Source organism: Bacteroides eggerthii (assembly GCF_025146565.1).
Taxonomy (GTDB): Bacteria; Bacteroidota; Bacteroidia; order Bacteroidales; family Bacteroidaceae; genus Bacteroides; species Bacteroides eggerthii.
The window spans coordinates 1,660,260-1,679,372 of sequence record NZ_CP102258.1 but is presented as its reverse complement, the minus strand read 5'-3'; the positions used below and the strand labels follow the sequence as shown (position 1 = coordinate 1,679,372).

At 41.6% G+C, this 19,113-nt stretch carries 13 protein-coding genes; 2 read left to right on the top strand and 11 right to left on the bottom strand.

The features are described from left to right. Window positions 1-630 precede the first annotated feature (630 nt). Window positions 631-3,396, bottom strand: coding sequence for an outer membrane beta-barrel protein (locus tag NQ546_RS06595; RefSeq protein WP_004289283.1), 2,766 nt, complete (start codon window positions 3,394-3,396; stop codon window positions 631-633). 750 nt (window positions 3,397-4,146) lie between these two features. Between NQ546_RS06595 and NQ546_RS06590 the strand changes: the two genes are divergently transcribed. Continuing rightward, window positions 4,147-4,290, top strand: coding sequence for a hypothetical protein (locus NQ546_RS06590; RefSeq protein ID WP_157442394.1), 144 nt, complete (start codon window positions 4,147-4,149; stop codon window positions 4,288-4,290). A gap of 262 nt (window positions 4,291-4,552) precedes the next feature. Here NQ546_RS06590 and NQ546_RS06585 read toward each other — a convergent pair whose 3' ends face one another. The 6 genes from NQ546_RS06585 to NQ546_RS06560 form a co-directional block, all read right to left on the bottom strand. Then, window positions 4,553-5,503 carry a WD40/YVTN/BNR-like repeat-containing protein gene (locus NQ546_RS06585; RefSeq protein WP_004295246.1) on the bottom strand — a complete coding sequence of 317 codons (951 nt, stop codon included), beginning with the start codon at window positions 5,501-5,503 and terminating at the stop codon, window positions 4,553-4,555. An 83-nt stretch (window positions 5,504-5,586) separates the two neighbouring features. Beyond that, window positions 5,587-7,140 (bottom strand): hypothetical protein, encoded by a 1,554-nt coding sequence (locus NQ546_RS06580; protein WP_017141318.1) that lies wholly within the window; start codon window positions 7,138-7,140, stop codon window positions 5,587-5,589. 184 nt (window positions 7,141-7,324) lie between these two features. Then, on the bottom strand, window positions 7,325-7,789 hold the full coding sequence (locus NQ546_RS06575) for a hypothetical protein (protein WP_004289279.1): 465 nt from the start codon (window positions 7,787-7,789) through the stop codon (window positions 7,325-7,327). Window positions 7,790-7,941: 152 nt separating this feature from the next. Then, window positions 7,942-8,145, bottom strand: a complete 204-nt coding sequence (locus NQ546_RS06570; RefSeq protein ID WP_017141317.1) for a hypothetical protein — start codon at window positions 8,143-8,145, stop codon at window positions 7,942-7,944. 166 nt (window positions 8,146-8,311) lie between these two features. Further along, a complete protein-coding gene (locus NQ546_RS06565; RefSeq protein ID WP_004289276.1) occupies window positions 8,312-8,746 on the bottom strand; it encodes a hypothetical protein in 435 nt (144 codons plus the stop codon). After that, window positions 8,743-9,081: a hypothetical protein gene (locus tag NQ546_RS06560; RefSeq protein ID WP_029429403.1), complete on the bottom strand. Its 339-nt coding sequence runs from the start codon at window positions 9,079-9,081 to the stop codon at window positions 8,743-8,745. Before NQ546_RS06560 ends, NQ546_RS06565 begins: the two co-directional genes overlap by 4 nt. Before the next feature lie 467 nt (window positions 9,082-9,548). On the opposite strand from NQ546_RS06560, the gene NQ546_RS06555 reads away from it, so the two are divergent. After that, entirely contained in the window at window positions 9,549-10,586 is a 1,038-nt protein-coding gene (locus tag NQ546_RS06555; RefSeq protein ID WP_004289273.1) for an AAA family ATPase, read from the top strand. A 345-nt stretch (window positions 10,587-10,931) separates the two neighbouring features. Here the strand turns inward: NQ546_RS06555 and NQ546_RS06550 are convergent, their stop codons facing one another. Genes NQ546_RS06550 through NQ546_RS06535 form a run of 4 tightly spaced genes read right to left on the bottom strand, consistent with a single transcriptional unit; the run spans window position 10,932 to window position 19,103 of the window. Then, entirely contained in the window at window positions 10,932-13,124 is a 2,193-nt protein-coding gene (locus NQ546_RS06550) for a hypothetical protein (protein WP_004289272.1), read from the bottom strand. A 2-nt stretch (window positions 13,125-13,126) separates the two neighbouring features. Next, on the bottom strand, window positions 13,127-15,328 hold the full coding sequence (locus NQ546_RS06545) for a HEAT repeat domain-containing protein (RefSeq protein WP_004289271.1): 2,202 nt from the start codon (window positions 15,326-15,328) through the stop codon (window positions 13,127-13,129). A gap of 6 nt (window positions 15,329-15,334) precedes the next feature. Next, complete coding sequence (locus NQ546_RS06540; RefSeq protein WP_004289270.1) at window positions 15,335-17,509, bottom strand: HEAT repeat domain-containing protein; 2,175 nt, start codon at window positions 17,507-17,509, stop codon at window positions 15,335-15,337. 31 nt (window positions 17,510-17,540) lie between these two features. Next, window positions 17,541-19,103: a DUF6850 family outer membrane beta-barrel protein gene (locus NQ546_RS06535; protein ID WP_004289269.1), complete on the bottom strand. Its 1,563-nt coding sequence runs from the start codon at window positions 19,101-19,103 to the stop codon at window positions 17,541-17,543. Between the last annotated feature and the right edge of the window lie 10 nt (window positions 19,104-19,113).

Genomic DNA, 19,113 nt, shown 5'->3' with positions numbered 1-19,113 from the left:
TTTTGTGTAATTTCAGTGATGTTTCATAGGCATTGAATTTAGAGGTTTATCCAGATTAATATAAATTATAATAAAAATGCATTTTATAATTATAATAATTCGCATCAAATATATAATACCTTTAACACAATTAAATCATTACTTTATTTAATTATCAACGTAAAGCATTACGTTACTTTTAATAATATTTAATTATTATAATTTCGCACCTTTGTATTTTCCCCCTTTTCAGATTACTTCAATCATTCAATACAAAGAAAATCAGGTTATTCAAAGAAGTTTAAAAATACGGTATTACGGAGCGGGAGTTATTGGCAGAAGCCTCCCGCTTAGGTGCTAAAGACAGCTTTGTTCCCATAGTAATCAATGGCGACGCGCCCTCCCCCGGTATATCTCACGAAACTTCCATGCCCTCCCCCAAAAAACATATACTATAGGAACTGTCCCAAAAGTAAAGTGCCCCCAAAAGGTTAGCCACAAAACTTTTGGAATACACTTCAATGAATTATTGGCTAATTTTATAATATTTTTGGGGTATTCTTATATAAAACTTAATGCAGAAAGTATTCATTTAGTTACAATATATTGTAATATAATATTTCCCAATGGTATTCATTTTGCATCATATTTTTATTTTCGGTAGTTTCTCAGATGCCAGACAAGCTGGAAAGCCACATAACGTTCAATACCCTGATTCACAATATTGTTGGTCCCGGAAGAATTGATGGTATGCGCATAACGCCGGGAATTATCATCGAAGAGGTCGTTGATGCCGATACTGATCTCTCCCAGACGATTACGGAAAATCCGTTTACCCAGATAAAGGTTACACAACAACGTCCTATCATTAAATGGAGCGGAGATACCCTTGTCCTGTCTGTATGAAAGTGAGCCTGTAAAAGTAACCCCTTTCCAGAAAGCCCATTTAAGCTGGCCGGAAACCGTATGTGAAAAATAGTCATTATTGTTTTTCCCAGCCTTCGTTGTAAACTCTCCCTGCACATACTCCCCCGTATAACTGACACGAAAATCCACATCCTCACTGATATTACTCGCTAAAGAAGCTCCTACTAAGTAATTATTGCGGTGTACGGGACTGTATTCTCCGTTAATAATCCCAGGCAGGACATTTATTACCGCCTGTGCCTGAATATTTAAGTTACTGCGCAGGGGATTGACCGGAAAACCGTAGGTTATCTTGCCATGCAAACGGTGATAACCGCCGATATTGACCGGACGGACGAACAGATTTCCCTCACCGAGCTTCACACCTTCCGTCACGATAAAATCAGGCTGGTCAGCCACCAATGAATCGCCGATATAGTTGCCGCTGCCATTATAGTTAAGTGAAACTGCCACCGTACTGCCTCTTCGGGCATCGGTATGTATGTAACGTATCCCAAAGCCATGAAGATATGAGGGAGACAAATTAGGGTTTCCCGCACTAACACGACTCAGATTAGCCAGACTGACCACATCCTGTAACAGATTTGCGGAAGGGTTCACAGTCCGACCCTTCGCATCGATACAGATCGTATTCTGACGGTTTATAACAAGGTTGGCTACTACCTCATAGGTCAGGTTACTGTAAGGCTTGTACACTTCCCCTGTTGCAGGAAGGATATTTGTCCCTTTAAAATTCATATGTTGAAAAGCTCCCCCTACCGTAATGGAAGTCTTACGAAAAGCATACTGGAAACGAGGTCCGATTTTATGGGTCAGGTATATTCCTCTATTCTCACTGGATTGACGAGCATCCGCAGTTGTACTCAATTCTCCGGTTTCATTATCACGAAGAAAGACCGTTTTAGCGGCTTCGTCACGACTGTAAATAAAAGCGTATTCCCAGCTCATACGAAACCGACGAGACAAAGGCTCCGTATAAACCACCCCCGTACGAGCCATGACCTTGCGTGTTTTACGGAAGTTCTGCTGTGAGGACACCGAACTTGCCAAAAGAGGGTCAAGCGGCATATCCGGTTTGCGGAAAGTATACTGTTCATTTAGCGCATCAGTCTCATTATCGTAATAATTACCCAACAACGACATGGAAAGGGAACGCCCCCTTTTATGGAAACGATAACGATAATTGAAAGTATTGGAAACATTAATACCCAAACGTTCATTCCGGTTATCCGAGAGCCGGTTATGAACAAAACGGATATCATCACAACCAAAACGATTCCGTACTAAACTTCTCTGTTCGGAGAAATCCGAAAAATCCTGGATATTCAGCGAAGGACGGATGATAAAACTATGGCGCTCACCGACGTTAAATTTCATTTTTGCAGAGAATCGGTGATTGTAATTCAAGGCTGTCAAATCTTTCTCCGCATCGGTAAGCTGGACCTTATTACCGCTATTCAGGTTTTCCCGTTGGGAAACCGGAACGTTACTGTTATCCGTACGGTTGAAAAAATAACTTCCTGAGAGCCAACTGGTATTAAAGTTCGTCCCCAAAGACTGTACGGAAGAAATACCAGGCATAGGTTTGACTACGAAGTTGGAATGTCCGTTCTTACCCTCTTCATCCGTCGCTCCCACAATATCCTCAGTGACAAAATTATGAAGACTGATATTATTGGCCAACCCAACAACTGAAAGACGGCATTTGGAATTAAAATTATTGATATTACCACCGGCTATGTATTTATCCGAAAAGCCATAACCCGCATACAGGCGTCCGAAAGTTCCCTTACGACGATCTGGTTTGCTGCGGATATTGATAGCTGTATACCCCCGGCCGTCATCCACACCTGTAAGCTCGGCCTCGTCGCTCAGCTTATTAAACACTTCCACATCCTCAATCATATCAGCTGGAAGATTTTTCAAGGCCGAAAGGACATCATTACCGAAAAACTCCTCTCCGTCAATCATTATTTTCTGCACAGTACGCCCATGGGCTTCAACGCCACGCTCTGAAACAGATATGCCGGGCATCTTGGTGAGCAACGATTCGGAATTGGCCCCCAGTACTACCTTGTAGGCGTCAGCATGATAACTGAGCGTATCCCCGTTTTGAGTGGAACGTAGAGCAGGAGTGCTGATTACTACCTCATCTAACAACTGCACATCTGGTTGCATCCGTATTGTGTCGGGAGAGAGAAAATGCGCATTCAAACGTATGCGGCGGCATGAAGGAATGTATCCCAGGAATGTTGCAGTCACACTGTAATCACCATAAGCGATCCTCTGAAATTTAGCCTTACCACTCCCATCGCTTACAGCGTGATATTTTGTAGAATCGGACAGATATACCAATTCCACCACAGCACCCTCGACTGTGTCACCATTGACAGAATCACACAGGCAAAACTCCACACTCCCTTCCTGTCCATAAGCGGAAAAAGACATGAAAAGGCACAGAACCACAATCACTCTTTGAAAAAGACTCATAATAATATATATGATACAAGATATAGGCAAAAGTTAAAATTAGAGAAGAAAAAAATAACAAAATTTATCAAAAGTTACTTTTACATATCAACCAAATGGAAACTCGGAGTTAAATCTTTAAAGCAACCGAACCGATCAGGACATACGTAACACCTGTAACCAGATACCTGTAACTCTGCTCCATTCCTGTCTAATAGAACTATAAAATCGATAAGAAAGAGAAGGGGGGACATTTTTATAATCTCAATCCAAGACAACCCGTTGTCAGACCGGATACAGTGACTGTTCATCCCTATGATAGGTTCTCCGCTAACATCCGGCAGGAAAAATTAATAAAGGTATGTTGTGTTAATCTACCATACGACCATGTTTCTCATCCGGAAGCTATAAAAATAAAAAAAGGGCTTTCTGAATGAAACAGAAAGTCCTTCAAGTATACCTGTTATATTATAGTTATATGCGACACCGATTCAGTTATCCGTATATTAGTTGACAGTTGGGGTTTCCTTATCCTCTATGAGAAATATAATAAGTATAAATAATTGCCACCGGTAACAGGCTTAATCAGGAGTAGTGAATTATATCACGATATAAAATGGCCCCGTCAGACATATGTAAGGTAATTCGCACTGTATATGTCGATGCACTTCCTGCAAGATTGACTATGCTGGAAGTTAGCCTCTTGTTGGAAATATGTACATTAAACAATTCATTGGCAGCGGTTTTCTCATCGGTTATTGATAAAATGTTATGAGATTCGGAGAAATCAAAGATGACATCTCCCCTGGAAATTACAATAGCTCCTTCTCCGAGGGGAGCATTACGGAAGTTTTCCGTAGAGAATGGCTGGATGTAAGTGTCGTAGTTCTTCCCGATACCCAATGGACAACCTGATGATATGTATAACCCGACGACACAGTTTCTCCGGCAATTGGGATTAGGGGTATCATGGTTATTTTATCTGATAATTATGTTAGCCGGCTGTTATATATTGTACGCTGCTTTCATGATACATCCATGGTAATTTCTGTATATCCGATACCAGCATCCATTTATTGTTTATCATCCTTAGGCATTTCCCAATTAATAAAGGAGTAATAAAAAAGCCGGAACTTAGTCCGGCTGATTTAAACAGGTTTAATAAGGTGCTGAGAAGTTATTGAACAGGGCATATTCCGTACAATTCACCTCTACCCATAGTCTTGGAAGTCCAGTTGATCCCATCAGTAGAATAATAAATAGCCCGTATGTAGTATCCTGAGGCATTCCATATTCTTCCTACCGCAACGAACTTCCCATTTCCGCAGCAAACAGCCATTATAGTGGGGGCGTCTGATATAGTTGTTGTAGTCCAACTGATTCCATCAGTAGAATAAGCAACATCCCCATCAGTTCCCACTACAACAAACTTTTCATTTCCGTAGCAAACACCATACCACCAATTACTTCCCACATTCTTGGCAGTCCAGTTGATCCCGTCAGTGGAATAAGCAACGCCTCCATCGTTCTCAACTGCAACGAACTTTCCATTTCCGTAGCAAACGCTATTCCAATCATTGCTTCCCACATTCTTGGCAGTCCAGTTGCTTCCGTCAGTGGAATAAGCAATCACTCCATTTTCTCCCACTGCAACGAACTTTCCATTTTCATAACAGACGGCCCTCAAATTTCTCTTTCCCGGTATAGTAACTGTTGACCAGCCGGCCCCGTCATCTGAATAACGAACATTTCCTCCCGTTCCCACTGCAATAAAATTTCCATTTCCATAACAAATTCCCGATAAGTCATTAAATCCTGAGGTTGCTGTCCAATTGATTCCATCAATAGAGCAGGCTGCACTGTTACTGTCTCCCACTGTTACATATCTCCCGTTTCCATAAGTGACTGCATTCCAATCATTACTTCCTATATTTGCCATATTATTGTCTCCTACAATTATAAATTCATTGTTCCAATTAATTATCCCATCTGTCGATATTGACTCTTGTGGTTCTTTGGGTTGATCTGTTGGTGGAATAACAGGTTCATCCGAAATAACCGGTTCATTTTTCTCACAGGTCATAAACACGCAAAGGCACAATACGATACAAAACAGTTTGATTTTCATGATTTTACTTTTAACTTCTACAGCTTTGATGTAAAATACCAATCATATTATATGTGATAAGCTACAAGTTTAAATAGATGAAATCAGATTTCTATCCTTTCAATATAACCGTTGCTTCCACAGACGATAAACCCTGCCGGTCCTCTTTCCTGGCTGCATGTGAAAAGGATAGTGTTTCCGGATTCTTCCTGGGTAAACATATCGTATTCCGTTCTCTCATTCCCAGTATTTCTACCGACATCAAACACCACATATTCGGGTATTCCGCTTCTGTCTATGGAGTTGAAGTTATCTCCCGAATGCCATCCTATAGAAAATCCTACTGTTTCCGTTTCTCCCGAATCTTTTCCGTTGACAAGCTTTCTTTTCAGGGAAGATACGTTGACCCTTTGTGTTCCACCTGTGGCCGGAACAGACATAGAGTCAGTATCTATGAAGAAGACATATTCCCATGTGATTACACCTGCTTCCTGAGACACCGCCACTTCATTCCTGCCTTCTCCATGGGATGCGGTAACGACAACGCTTCTTTCCTCTCCTGTATTCTCTACCGCTGTCAGTATGTTTTCCGATAACGACCAGCCGTTACTATGTGCGGGTATACTGAAAAACGGTGTTCCGGAACCGTCTATGTCTTCCTTACTGCCTGAGTCCCATTCCCTGATACCTTTCCTTTCCGCTGTTCCCGACAATAAGGATGTACCGCCTCTTGCACCTATTCTTACAGGGTCGGCCGATATGTTGACGGTCCAATTCTCCCAAGAATCCGAATAAGAGTTAGCAGCCTGATAAACATCAGCCCTACCAGAAGTACCAGTCTTACCGTTTAAGGTTACTGATAAGGTTACAGTGGCTACAGTGGTCCGACTTGAAGCGGTTGTTCCTTTAGAAGGTGCTGTAGTAGCTCCTTTAGAAGGGTCTGTTGTGCCCGTCCCGGAATTAGGCGCCTTAGTAAAAGTCAGTAAGCCGCCGGAAGTAACAGTTGTGGTTTTTCCAGATACCCAATGAACAACCTGACTATAAGAATAAGTAGGCATAGTGGCTGAAGCTCCAGACGCCGGAATATCTGAATTATAAACCAAGGAAACTGTTGGATTTGCATAAGAACTGATAGAATCTGCATTTTGTTTGTGAGTTGCAGCAGCTGTTTTCTTAGGATCAGAACCGAAAGATTCAGACTGAGTCCATGTAATGGTACCACTTTGCTGTGTTGATCCGGTATTTGCTCCATAACTGATAGTATCATTCGCGGCGGTCCATGTTCCGGAACCTGCCGTTTGATTGTTACTGGAGGTATAGGCTACGTTTGTCTGTGACCCTTCTACATAGATACGGTTTCCCGCATTACTGTAACTGTACTGTCTCTTATACGAGGTCACTGTGAATTTCTGTGATCCTCCCGCCGCGGATATGGTAGCTGTCGCAGGAGTTACAGAGAAAGTATATTCCCAGTCAAGACGCTCTATATGGTCTTCGGGAACCAGCTGGTCGGCCGCATAGGTATAACCCTTCTTTATATGCAGACCGGCCGCTTCGATTTGGCTTCTTGTGGGGCACATTGTAGTGTCTCCGGTAAAGGCTCCGGGAAGCAACGTGTTACAAAAGTCCTTTGTCGCTATTCTGAAATATTCTGCCATTATATAAAGTATATTATAATTTAACTTGGTGACAGGACTGTAGTGTATCATCATCCGGGGTATTGCCACAGCGGATATTCTTATGGTTACCGCCGTTAAAAGGATTAAGAAAACCGTCATGTTTCTCACACAACGGTTTTCGATACACACTATAGTCCGGAATTTACTTCATTCCGTATTCTCACTATCCTATTTGGACTCTTAAGATGACGGATACCGGACTTATATCCAGGGAAGCGTTCTTTATCCTGCTTGCCCCAAGAATTTTAGCACTCTTCCGGTATGCATCCAGAAAGTCGGTCCGGCTTATATGATAGGGATAGCCGAACCCGGGAACTGGAAGTGTGGGGAAAGGGACAGGCATCATAAAACCCTCGTATTCATGGGCGGTCATCATGAAGGCATCCGCATCCATTATGTCTTTCGTCGGATCTGCATTATAGGAACTGTAATCAAATCCCCTGTGGAAGGACATGGCAACCGCATTGCCGATTGTGTACAGCTCGAATCTGACTCTATCCTTACCAATTGCACTGTCCCAATACTCCTGCACCGAAGCTTCAACCGTATCCTTGTCCATTACCAGAAGGTCATACACCTTGCCAGCTATGAATATTTTCTTATCTATTTGAGTGTTGTTATTTTTCATACTATTTTTATAAATGTTTCTGGTTTAATAAATTACTATAATTTACGTTGTGATGATAAGGAACACAACGGTCCGTCATATCGGTCATTGTTCCCCCACGCCCTATTTCAGTTTATCCAATCCACTACAGTCTCTCCCTTATATCCCTTTTCTCATACAAACCAGGCATAGGCGATTGCATTTCCGTTGTTTGGGATGGCTGTAAAATCTCCATCTTTGGCAACAGAAGCGCGGGAAGAAAAGACATGGATTTTTCGTGGCGGATTGTCCCGGAAGAACGGTTTACGCCTTTTTCCCTCCAGGAATGTCAGTTTCAGGAACACGGCAATCTTAGTTCCTTCATCGAATATATCCAAGGCTTTCTCTATAAATTCCAGGGCTATTTTATAAGGTGGGTTGGTAATGATAGCCCCATGAAAATTTTTCGGTAGCTTTCAGGAAATCAACACCACCGATACTATAGCCCCGGTCTATAAGGTCAGTAGAATACACCTTTTTTGCCAAGTTCTATCTTTCGTAGCTTTAGAATATTATCTGCATTAAGATCCTGTCCGAATAGCATCTCAGGCCGATATGTTCCACTGTCTGCCCTATCTCTTCAAACAGCTGGAATTTATAGAACCTGATGAAGCTTGTGATGCCAGTATAGAAATTCTTCCCGGCAAAACTCAAGGGATAAATCATCGGGTATCCTCCAACTTGTTGTGGCTGGAATGCGCCTATTCCCACCCCGGTTATCAAGGCCATGTCCGCATCAAAAATGATCGGTTTGTCGGGATCATAGTTGAAGTCCCTGACAAAGAACATTCTGACCTCCTTCTCGCTGATCTCCTTGATCCTGAACTGTGCCATCCCGGAAGTGTTCTCGTCCAATGATTCCTGTACCCGTGATTCCATTTCTTCAATGCTCATATTTGTATTGAGCACTTCTCCGTTTGCTATAAAATAATTTTTCATAATGATTTAGGTTTGGATTTCTGTGATGTGATTGTTAATGTTATGCCCAATTCCCTTTTCAGATAAGAGACAAGGCCGGAATAGGCGTCAATCCGTTTTCTTTCCCTATGTATGATTGATAAAGCCTCTTGTAGGGTCAGATTGATGCAGAGACCGGTTTTAAAAGCGTCTCCATATTTCTGTCGGAGCGCTTCTATGTCTCTTTGGTATTTTTCAGGGATAGGTTTGGATGATACTGCTTTTTCGGTGACATCAGGTGCGGTAACAGTTTCCTGACGATTGGGCATAGGCTCCCGCTCAACTCCCAATATTTTATTGATTAGATTTTCAAACATGTTGCTGTGTGCCATTTATGTTTCAGTTATTAGGCGTTGGGCCGGTAGGAATGGCAAAAACGCGATTTGGAAAAAGGAGAAGAAAAAAATAAAAAGGGCGCCGTCAATCACCTGGTCATTCCCTTTGCCTTTTCCCAGCTATGGCAATTTATATCCCAGATGTTTGTTTCGGCGCTCTTTCTTTGTGAGCATTGTTTCTTCGGTAATAAGGTTTTGGGAAATATCGGACGGAGAGAGACTGTACACCTTATCATATAATAGCGCGCCAAACATGAAAAACGCGCGTCATTTCCAGCCATGCCCTAATCTGTGTATAAGTTCTTTTCAGTTTTCAGTCATGGAAAGGATGGCGGAACAGTGGAGGTTTTGTCATCCTTCCTTCATTAGTATCAAAAAGGCGGTCTGAAAGCGGGAGATTTTTATACGTGTAAAAGTTAAATCAATGTACAACTCAAAACTGTAATAAAATGATGACTGAAAAATTAGAACCTGATGAAAAAACTATCGCTTCCCTTAACGCCAGTCTTGAGAAATGCTGGAATGATGCGGAAAATCCATTGCCGTACATACCTCTTGTTGTGCCACCCATAGAAGTGCCGGAATTCAACCTCTTCGGCAACGGGAAAGAATGGCATACGGAAAAGAAGGATGAATACACGACACCTGCAACACCTGCATCCACACCCAGAGATACACTACAGGCAGACGGAGCGGACGAACTTGACTTTATAATGGGACAATCCTTAAACAATATGATGATGGAAGAGCAACGGAAACCAGTACCGGAGATATTATGGGGAGGTGACGGGAATGGTAACGCGCTATGGTTCGAGAATGAGTTCGCCATCCTTTTCGGGCGGACAAATACGGGCAAGAGCCTCTATGCGGTCCAGATAGCGGAGCATATAAGCGGGCGACTGGGGAAAACCGTATTATACCTCGACCTTGAACTCTCCATGAAGCAGTTCCAGGAGAGATATACCTCAAAGGACGGTGAACTGCATGTATGGCCCGAAAATCTCCACCGCCCGGATCTAAGCATGATCGGAGACGGCCTCTATGATTCGGACAAGTTCCTGCCGTTGATAAGGAGGATGATGGTCAGGGTGAACGCAAAGGTACTGATCCTTGACAACCTCACCTTTCTTGTCAATAACGGGGGAATGAAGGCGGAGGATGTGAAGCCTATCTGCCAGGAGTTCTGTAGCTGGGCGAAGGAAGGCTATTCGATTCTCGTGGTCAACCATACCCCGAAGATTCAGCCGTTCACCACTCTCGACATCAACCACTGTTTGGGCTCAAGCATGCTCACCAACTTCGTACAGTCGGTCTTCGCCATAGGAACGGACAGCAACAATCCCTCGACGGGCAGATATGTGAAACAGCTCAAGAGCAGGAACGGCAGGATAGTATGGGACGGGAACCATGTGATACCTTATGTGATTGACAAGACGCTCGATCCTACAATGCTCCGTTTCATACAGCCTCTTTATTTACTTGTGTAAAATTGTTATGGGTATAGCCAGTTATTATGCTTGTTGCGATTGTTATGTTATCAGCTTTAGTACAGTACATCTGATAATGTATAGGGGAAAGGCTCTTTTATGTAATAAAAAGTATGTAAGTCTGATAGTTACTTAGGCCATATATACTTTAGTAGAAACTATGGCATAACATTTTCCGCAATACTCATTGGCTTCGGGAATGACCATTCAAAGATTTCACATTGAATTAATAAAAATAACCGGAGTAGGATTATGATTTCCTTCTCCGGTTATAATGAGAGTAAAAGTAAAGAAAACACTTTATTGTAATAGGGCGAGATTATACTAAATTATATATCAAAGACTTTACCTATTTTTACCTTTCAACCTATTAATTGTCTTGACGATTTCGTTCATTACCTTTTTCTTAGAAGTTTGGAATGTTTCAAGTTCCTTAATAATGCTTGTCTTATCATGATATAAATTATACCAACCTAATGTTTCGGCAGCCGCTATACGAAGCTCTTCTTCTTGGCTTTCATTTTTGATAATATTCAGTAATGGATCAATGGCTTTAGTGATAGGTTTATTTCGGAACCTACTTATTTCGCTTTGTATCTGTTTGGTAGTGCTTTCCGGATTGCCAATAAGTGCAAAATCCCTTTCAAGTCCTTTCTTTTGGCGAGGAAAGTATTCCAACAATTCATTCACATAGGAAGAATCGTAGAAAGACCAATCGGCAGCCTGTTTTTTCAATTCATTCAAAGCCATATCATGGTCGAATGTATTGATAGCACTAAAAATTCTGAAACGATGGCGGTTTTCATGTCCGCGCAACAGATAGCTTTCTATCCATGCCGGCAACAATTCCGGATTGCAGTTCTTTTCAACATATTCCACCGCATAGCGACGGATCAGCTCATAACTGTCATTCATGGCTGTCTGCAATACATCGGCAACTTCTGTCGGATAGTTCAAAGCTAATAGGCGTAATGCTTCTAACCGCACTACGAAATAGTTCGATTCGTAGTAACTTTTCTTCAGTAGCTCGACGAGCCCACTATAATTTGCCATTGACAATTGGCGGAGCGCCATTGCCTGCATGTCAGCCATAGGGGAATTCAGCTGTTTTTTCCAGAATGTAACATTTCCTTCCTGCACAACTAAAGCTTGGTTGATGTCCATATCCAGCCCGGCATTATTGGTGAAATGAAAAGTCGGGTCACCGATCAGATGATTTTCCAAGAAGCAGGTAAAACGGGTGAACTGCCCGATGCGCATACCGGCAGCTAACAAGCCGAGAAATTCATCCGGCCATTTATCTTGAATGGTGTTAACCGTACATCCCATAGTAGCAATGGTCTTACCCTTATTAAATATGTAAGAACCTACAATGTTGTCATCCAAATGGAAAGAAGCGTTGAAACAAGCATCAAACAATATAAAACGCGCATTAGGAGTCAAAAGACGAATATCTTCAGTATAGATATCCATATTACGATTTACAATGGAATCCGATTTTATTTTCTCCTCATCGAAAGCTTCCGCACACCAACTTTCAGGTACCCCATACTGCTTGGCATATTCTCTGATAGCAGCTTCACGCCCATGTTTCTTGGCGTATGAAGGCACTTTGCTTCGCAAGAATATTTTGGCATTCTCAATACTCAAATTAATACCGGAACCATTTTCATAGCCATTGATATACTGCATGGTGGGGCCACCATGGTGATGGAATAGCATGACATCTAATCCTTCGCGCTGAATCTCGTTCAAGTATAATGGTTTCATCGGATAGCGCATGTCAAAATCATAGAACTTCACTGTATTACCCGATTTGAATATTTGCGGCAATTGCTCACGTAAGGCCATTTGCTCACCGCTCCATGCCAAAGGATCTTCGGAATTGTAACCATGGCCGCGGGCCATAGTCAGTTGGTCAAATGCATTTTGCTTTGCTTTTTCGGCAACTGCCTTTTTTAAGTAATCGCGTAGCATCTGATACCGGTTCTCCCCTTCTAAATGCAATGGACGGATACGGGCCGAATAAATATCCGGTGAAATATACTGTTTAGAATCAGCACGCAATGTCATATAATGATAGTCAGGTATCAAACTGTCTTGTTTAATATAATCAAATTTTAATCCGAAGTCATCATAATAACGGTCGGAAGGAACACTTGATTTCTGCCAATTGGCTTTGGGAGACCTTTTGAAAGCCGAAGATAGATGATGTGCATCACGAATCATTGGAATAGGGATGTCACCTATAAATACGCAACCCTCCAAAGGCATTTTCTCATTCTCATGCAATTTGACAAGCTGCTCACGAATAGGTTCGGGCCTTTTCCAATCATCAATTAGCAAGTAAGTACCTAAGCCTTCTTTTTCTATACTGGTACGATAAGCATCAATTTCACTTTTCGCTTCATCATAACTTTTCTGATCGACTACAATTGCAAAAGTAGTCTTTGTTTTTATACTAGGATGTACAACTGTTTGCGCCTGCATATCCTGTAAGCACAAAGCGGTAATTGCCAAAAGGATGTATTTCTTCATATTTATAAACTTAATCTTTTGATTGTCTGTTCAAGTTCTGCTTTTAAATCTTCCGGAAGATTGGCTGTTTGTTGCATCTTCTTTATTTCTTCAAGAATGTGTGGACGTTGTACAGAATTGGTAAACCATCCTAATGCTTCGGCCATTACTACACGTACTTCCTGTGGATTACCTGCATCACGAATTACATTCAAATAATCATCCACGTGGAAATGGAACGTATAGTTACGCACATTGCGGATTGCACTGATACGTTTTGCTTCCGGTGCAGCTACATCCATCAAAGTCTGATGGACTTTTGCCTCTTGTACACACATTCTCTCCAGACTTCTTAGTAACCGCTTTTTCTCCTCGTTTTCATTCAAACGGTCAACTTTTGCATAAAAGTCTTCTATTACTTTTTCTACTTTCTCTTTCGGATAAAGGCTTAAAGCTTTGTTGGCACTCATTTGTACGCGTAAACGTTCATTATGTTCGACCAATGCTTCCACAATAGCGGGCAATAAGGAATCGTCACCTACAAATCCAGCATAAATGGCACTTTGGCGAGCTACCATTTCATAAGCATCGTTCAAACCTTCGCGTAATGCTTCGATGAAGTTATCGTCCTGATAACGGCTCAACAACTTGATAGCCTCCATACGAACCGTATTGAAACCGCTTTCCCGGTACTTTTTCAGGAGCAACGGAGACAATTCCTTTTGGGTATCGGTATCAGCCAACATACGCATGGCCAAACTTTGTACATCAGCGTATGGGCTGTTTAACAAATTCTTCCAATAAGCTTTGTCATTTTTGTGTAGCGTTATATCGGTACTTAAAGTATTGGCTTCGACAGGAGCAAAACGGAAAGTGGGATCACCAAACAAATGACCCTCAAGTGATGCGATCAGCTTATTGTATTGCCCGGCTCGTACACCATGGGACAACAAACCAATCATTTCAATAGTCCAGCGGTCTTGCAATACGTTACGGGTATTTCCTTGTGCCACCAATGTCTGACCGTCATTAAAAATATATTGTCCTGCTATATAGTCGTTTTCGTGAAAAGAACCGTTGTAGCACGCATCAAACATTATCATCTTCGGATTGGTGGAAAGATTTCTCTTCATTAAATCTTCCGTTACGATACGTTCATCAGCGTAGTGAAGAGAGTCTGCTTCCCAGAACTTAGGATTATCCAGGTCTTTAAAAAACACCTCATTCACTTGTCGCTTTTCCTGCATCTGAATACGTAAGGTGTCTTTATCACGTTTTCCAACATGGGCCATGACTGCATTATAAAGTGTACTCTTCAACATTTTATAACGATTATTGAAATCTGTGCATGCCAATTCATCATTAATAAGCTGCCCTGTTGGCATTCCATGCTCATGAAACATAAATAAGTCAAGGTCCTTTCGTTGCAATTCGCTGAATAACTTATATTTCATAGGGTGTTTCATTCGGAAGTTCCAATGTTTGAATCCCATTTGACGACCAAAAGCTAATGGAAAGTTCTCCATATAAGCTTTTTCGTCATCCATCCATACAATCAGGCAATCGGAATTGTAAGAACCACCATTGAATGAGAATACCCGATCCAATTGATTATGCTTATCTGCCTTGGCAGCAGCAGCTTTCTTCAAATATGAGGCAATGGCCGCATATTTATCCCCTTCCTTTTTTTCCGGATACTTGATACGAGCCGAATAGAAAGTAGGATTTAGCCGCTGGGGACTGTCTTCCGTCAATTTGTAGTAGAAATGCTGATGATTTACTGAGTCTTGCCTGATGAACTCAAACTTTAAGTTCAGATCATCATAAAAGCGGTCGGTAGGTACGGAAGACTGATCCCAAGGAAAGGCTTTCTCATTCATTTTGAATGCAGTAGTCATGTGTTGTGCATTACGTACCAATGCGACAGGCACATCACCGATTAAAACCAGACCTTCCAATGAAGGGCATTCTTGATATGTTTTGATGATCATCTGTTTGACTTGATCTGGATTTTGCCAATCACCGCTGATCAGATAAGTTGCCAAACCATCATCTTCAACCGCAGTTTTGTACTGATGCATGGCATCTTTGGTATTTGCATAAGTCTGGTTATCTGTTATAATAGCAAAAGCGGTAGGTTGCTTGACCAATGGCTTTATGACTGTTGTTTGTGCATTTCCTGCCAGTGGCAAAAGAAATGCCAGATATATTATTTTTTTAATCATGGCCAATTAATTTTTAAGTCTGTAATATGTACGGTCGGCTTCTTCACGAAGGTTCTCGGATAAGCTCTTATCTTTTCTCAGTTGATCGCATACCCGAAGGATGTCAGGCTTCCGATAAGAATGAGTGAACCAAGCAAAAGCCTCCAATAAACAAGTTTTTAGCTTTTCACTTTCACTGGAGTCGGTAAGTAAAGCCAAGAGGCCGTCTACACAGGCATGTGCCATATAATTTTTCAGAGAATTGCAATAAAGGATGCGCCAACGTTCGGAGGTTTCTTTGCTTAATAACTCTTTTTGCATGCTACGACTATTATTGGCATCCTCCAAAACCTTACGCATATCCTCCTTGTCTTGCAACACATAGGTCTCAGCCATTACTTTATCAATTGCCGCCTGTACGGCTGCCTGATCAAAGACCTGAAGCCCCAAACTCACATTAAATGCCACACGCTCGGATAGGTTGTCTTCTACATAGGCTTTGATTTGCGGATAAACATACTCGTTCAGTCCCACATGTTGCATCATACGAACAGAGGTACGACGAATAAATTCATAGGAATCCGTAATGGCCAAGTGTAAGACTTCCCGGAAGTTTTTGTCACCAATCTTCTCAAGCAATGCCAAGCAGGTGAAACGTACCATCATGAACGGGGAAGTTTCAAAAGTTTTTCTTAATAAATCAGAAATACCCGGATAGTCATTGCGATAAAGGTTGTGCAAAGCAAAATTCTGTATGTCGGCATAGGGCGACTGTAATAACTCCAACATGCGGGACTCACTATATGGTTCTTTGAACAAAGCATTGGCATCTACCTCATTGATAGATTGAAAACGTAGAGTAGGGTCACCGGTAATGTGCGATTCGAGAATATTCGTCAATTTAGCCCATTGCCCCACTCGTGCTCCCATGCCTAACAGGCCGAGCATCTCGTTTGCCATTTTATCTTGCAGTACATTGACTGAATTGGCAAAAGTAGTTACGCATTTTCCCTCCGACATGATATAACGTCCGGCAATGTAATCTTTTTCCCGAAAATCACCATTATAGCATGCATCGAAAATTACCATACGGCTATTAGGCTTAAACTCTGTAACTTCCGATAGGATAATACCGGTGCGCAGGTCTAGTAAAGAATCTTCTGCAATTACTTTGGGATCATCATAGCCTGCAATCCAAGTAGTGTCCAAACCATATGTGTTTTTCATCATATCCAGCATTTCGTCGAAAGACTTTTTGTTGTCTTGCTTTCTACGTGCTAAACCACGATAATAGTACTTCATTGCATCTACATGAGCATTCCACCTATTAGTAGCGGGACTACCGGAAAGATATTGACGTTCGGGCATACCATGCTCATGAAAAATAGACAAGTCCAGATCTGTGCGTTTCAGCATATTAATGACATCGTCCTTGGGATAATCGCTGAAATTATAACGGATGAAACGGGCCCGTCCTTCTTTATCGAATACGCCCGGCATCTGTTCGCGGATAGTAAAGGTTTCCGGTGTCCATGCAGTCAATGAGTTAGAGTAAGAGCCATCACCTGTATAGGAGAAGAATTGGTCTAATTTATTGTTTGTCTGGTGCTCAGCCACCACTTTTTTTAAATAGCGGCTGATTTGCGCATGCGGTTCTTCGCCGTTATCAACAGCTTTGACACGTGCAGAATATATGTCACACCGAATTTGCTGTGGAGATTTTATAGCCAAATTATAATAGAAGAAATTATTTTCGACACTGTCCTGTTTCAAAAAATCGAATTGTAGGTCGAAATCATCGTAGAAACGGTCGCTGGGCACTGAAGAGTCTCTCCAGTCATTGTTTTTCTCATCCATTTTAAAAGCGGAAGTCATATGCTGGGCTTTGCGGAGCATTGGAATAGGAATATCACCGACAAATACCACTCCTTCCAATTTATCCTTTTTGTAGAGCTTAACAATAACTTTCTTTACATCTTCCGGTTTCTTCCATTCATTGTATACGATGAACGTAGGCAACCCTTCCTTTCCTAGAATCTCCTGATAGGCTTTAAGCTCGGCTTCGCAAGCCTGAAATGTCCCTTTATCTGTAATTACAGCAAAAGAGGTATCCTTTACTTTCACAGCCGGTTTAACAAATGTCTGTGCCCGCAGAGATAATATGCTGCAGAGCATCAAACTTCCAGTTATTAATTTACGCATGTTTTTGTAATATAGATTTCGTTATGTAGCATTAAAAATTACATCCTAAACTTATCGACAAGTAAGTACGCCCATCATAATCATAGTCAGAGGTATTTATACGATCGAATACAACTTTTGCAAATAAGTTCATACGTCTGTTTTCTCTGACTTGTTGCGAATACGTAACCGACCCGCCAATACGATAGTAATCACAAGTATAATAATTAGTCAGCCCTTGTTGTAATTCGGTTACTGTCGGATAGTCTGCATGGCTACCACCATATACATATTCACCTCCCAGATTATTGTTATACGCAACATGAACATCTATTAAAAGCCTGCGATTCAAGCTATTTCCTAACACAAAATTCTTTTTACCGCCTAAGCCTAAAGATAAATTTTCTGCATTCTGTACAGAATTAGGCATTAAATATTCATCGTCTTGCTTGGTATAATTCACATTTAATTCTGCTTTCCAACTATATTCATTCCCGCGGTTTCTGCTTAATGCATAATTAAGAGAAGCGGTTTGTGTCTTGTACGTAGAACGGATGTTATTATATAATTCCACCCAGCCACTTTGTGATTCAGAGTTATCGCGTTGAGAAATATACTGAATACCATCGATATTGCGGTTTGTATATGTGGTTCTCATATAATTGGTATAGTTCTTTCCTTCCTGAATCATCGTTAAAGAAACATGGGCGGTTTTATCTTTTACACCGGCTATTTTTTTAGGAGTCGTATAGCTCTGCTGAACAGTTTCCGCTTTTACATCGTAACTGCCCTCAAGCAGTAAATTGAAAGACGGCATACTGAAGTTGTACTGGAGAGCTCCACCGAAACGGTCTCCAATATAATTGCTGGTTACACCGCTGCCTATTCCTTTTATGGCTGTTCCCAAACCGTATAATATATAATAATCTTGATCCACATAAGAGTTGACATTACTCATTCTTGAGTCTTCCTTGATAGAACTATACTTGAAACTTGCACCAAACTTGTGTGAATTATTCAACCTGTAAGTAATCCCCGGTGTCAGTTCCAGCGTATAAAAACGGGTATCCACACGCGGGTCACGCTGTTTGGCAGCTAATGTAGCTACATAATTACCTTCCAAACCCAATGCCCAATGATTACCAAATAAAGGAGTAGCTGCACGAAACTTCAGATCGTAATATTGATTTCTCCATTTACTTAAGTGCTGGTCTGCGATATAGTAAGGCATTCCCCTGAATGGATCGGCAATGGAGGCATTATATCCGGCATCCGTCAGATTTTTTTGTGCAAAATTAAATGCTCCCCATACATATGCATTTTTCAGATTGATAAAGCCTTCACTGGATACACCTACGATAGTCTCTTTCTGCCCCTCTTGCGGACGGCAATAGTTTCCGTCCTGTAAGTCATATCCCAATATAACATTCGAATAATTCTGAATATCATCGAATGGCATACCGGCAGCATTCTGTGAATGAGACCATAGTCGTTTTGTTTTCAATTGTTCCATAGCGGCAGGAGAGAAACCCTGTGCCGCTCCCACCATACTTACAAAGCAGGCTATCACTACCAGCAGGCAGCTTTTCATATAGTTCATATATTGTTTTTTCATTGTTCTGTCC